Origin of the sequence: Methylobacterium goesingense (genome assembly GCF_022179225.1) — a bacterium.
In the GTDB taxonomy this organism is placed as follows: domain Bacteria; phylum Pseudomonadota; class Alphaproteobacteria; order Rhizobiales; family Beijerinckiaceae; genus Methylobacterium; species Methylobacterium goesingense.
The window spans coordinates 1-2,678 of the sequence record NZ_BPQL01000229.1; the positions used below are offsets into that span (position 1 = coordinate 1).

The window sequence follows — 2,678 nt, forward strand, 5'->3', positions numbered from 1 at the left end:
CTCGCGGTCCTCGCGCACCAGGGACGGATTCGCGATCGCCAGGAGCACCAGGGCCAGGGCGAGCGCCCGCAGGATCGCGGTGCGACCCCGCGCGAGGAAGGCCAGCACGGCGAAGACCGCGACGAGCACGCCGAAGCCGATCATCACCGGCCAGGGCACCAGGGGGGTGAAGCTGAGGCTCAGCATGGGCGCGGTGCCTCCGGTACAGAATTCATCACTGGCCCAGCCGCTCCAGCAGCGCCGGGACGTGGACCTGATCGGCCTTGTAGTTGCCAGTGAGGGTGTAGATCACGACGTTGATGCCACCGCGGAAGGCCATCTCGCGCTGGCGCTGGTCGCCGCCGACGATGGGATAGAGCGGCTCGCCGCGCTTGCCCACCGCCCAGGCGGCGGCGAGATCGTTGCTGGTGATGACGATGGGCGAGACGCCGTCGCCGGCCCGGGCGGGACGGCGTTCGGTGCCCTCGCCCGCCGGCGGCAGGGTTTCGACCCAGGTCTGGCCGGTGGCGTAGCGGCCCGGAAAGTTGTCGACGAGGTAGAAGGCCTTGGTCAGCACGTGATCGGGGGGCACGGGCTCGAGTTCGGGCACCTCAAGCGTCGCCAGCATCTTGCGCAGATAGGCGCCCTCCGGCGTCGGCGGACCACCCGGCCGCGCGGTGAGCGCATCGCGGGTGTCGAAGATCACGGTGCCGCCGTTGCGCATGAAGGCGTCGATGCGCCGGATCGCGGCCTCGCTCGGCTGCGGCCGCCCGGCCACGATAGGCCAATAGATCAGCGGATAGAAGGCGAGCTCGTCCTTGGCGGGGTCGATGCCGATCGGATCACCGGGCTCCAGGGCGGTGCGGCTCGCCAGCATCTGGGTCAGGCCGCTGAGGCCGGCCCGGCTCGCGGTATCGGCCGCCTCGTCGCCGGTGACCACGTAGGCGAGCCGGGTCGCCTGGGCCGACTCGAAAGCACCCGCGCGGGCCGGTGCGGCCGGCTGAGCCTGCACCGGCTGCGGTGCGCCGACCAGGGCGCCGAGGGCGAGTCCCGCCAGGAGGATCGCGGCCGGGCGCGAGACGAAGCCGCGTGCGCGCCGGAGAAAGCCGCCGAGCCAGAGGCCCGCGAGGGTGTCGAGGATGAGGAGCATCAGGGCCAGGGTGAAGAGGGTGGCGCGCAGGTCGAGCGTCTCGGCCCCGGCGAGGGAGCCGAGGCGGGCGCCGGACAGGGCTGCGAAGTCGAGGGGCTTCAACCGGTCGGCCATCGCGAGGGCGTTGACCGCGATGCCGCCGTCGGCCGGGCCGTAGAAGCCCGGCGGGTGTTCCAGGGTCGCCCGATCGCCGTAATCGGCGGAGACCGCGGTGGCGCCGGCCGGTGGGGCACCGAGGGCACCGAACCCATCGAGGGTCAGGCGCGGCGCGAGCACGGCGGTCGCCCGCGCCCCGGCATCGCCCGCTGGAAGCGCCTTGGCGCCGGCTAGGTTCACCACCCGACGCAGCATGTCGATGAACAGTCCCGACAGGGGAAGATTCGACCAGGTCGTGTCGGCGGTGACGTGGAAGAGCACGACGAGGCCTTGGCCCCGCTTCTGCGCGGTCACGATGGGCGTCCCGTCCTGCAGCGAGGCCCAGGTCCGGCCCGGCAAATCGCCATCGGGCTCGGCCAGGATCTGCCGGCGCACGCCGATATCGGCCGGCGGCGTCAGGCCGGCGAAGGGGCTCTCGGGGGCGAACGGCGCCAGTGTCTTGGGGCTGTCCCACGAAAGCGTGCCGCCCAGCGTGCGACCGCCCCGGCGCAGGCGCACGGGCACGAGGGGATCGTTGCCTGCGGCGAGGCGCGGGCCCGCGAAGCGCAGCAGGAGACCGCCCTCGTCGACGAACTGCTCGACGCGGGCGAGCGTCGGCCCGTCGAGGGCGCCCACATCGGCGAGGACGAGGACGGAGACTTGGTTGTCGAGGAGTTGCCCGATCGATTCCGCGATGCCCTTGGCGCCCCGGGGCTCCTGCACGTCGGCATAGGGGCCGAGCGCCCGCGAGAGGTAGTAGGTCGGCGCGAGCAGCGGCTGGGCCTGGTCGCTGGTGCCGCCAAAGACGAGACCGACGCGGCGGCGCTTGCCGCGCTCGTCGACCAGGGTCACGGCGCCGGCCGAACGCTCGGCCGCGACCTCGATTCGGCTGATGCTGTTGCGTAACTCCACCGGCAGGTCGAAGCCGACTTCGGTCTCGGTAGCGTCCGGCGCGAAGGTGAAGGCGTGCTCGGCCAGGGGCAGGCCCTTCTGGTCGAGGGCCCGCACGAGGCCGCTGTCGCGGCCGTTGGCGGCGGCCCGCAGGACATGCGCGGTGAGCTGGCCGCCGGACTCGGCGGCCGAGAGCGCCAGCGCCGGGGGCCGGTCGGCCTTCAGGATGGTGAGCGCGGCCCCGGTCCGGCCGACGAGGTCGGCGAGGCTCTTGCCGAATGTCTCTTCGCCCGGGCCCGCGACGCCATCGCTGATCCACAGGATGGCGGTGCTCGGGCTGCGCTCCAGGAAAGCGGCGAGCGACGGCAGGTGCGCGGCGCGGTCGGCCAGATGCGGACGCGGCGCGATGGCGCGCAGGCGTTCCAGCGCCGCGGCCGGCACCCGGGCCTCCAGGACGGCAACCGGCTCGGCCAGGGCGGCCACCGCCACGGGCCGACCGTCGCGGGCCGCCCTGGCCGAGCCG

2 protein-coding genes are annotated in these 2,678 nt (G+C 73.6%); both read right to left on the reverse strand.

The genetic code is table 11. The features are described from left to right. Positions 1-186: hypothetical protein (locus MFF30_RS25390; protein ID WP_238283005.1), on the reverse strand; the 186-nt coding region annotated here is incomplete at its 3' end. 28 nt (positions 187-214) lie between these two features. Beyond that, positions 215-2,678 (reverse strand): DUF4159 domain-containing protein (locus MFF30_RS25395; RefSeq protein WP_238283006.1); only part of this gene is annotated, 2,464 nt, incomplete at its 5' end.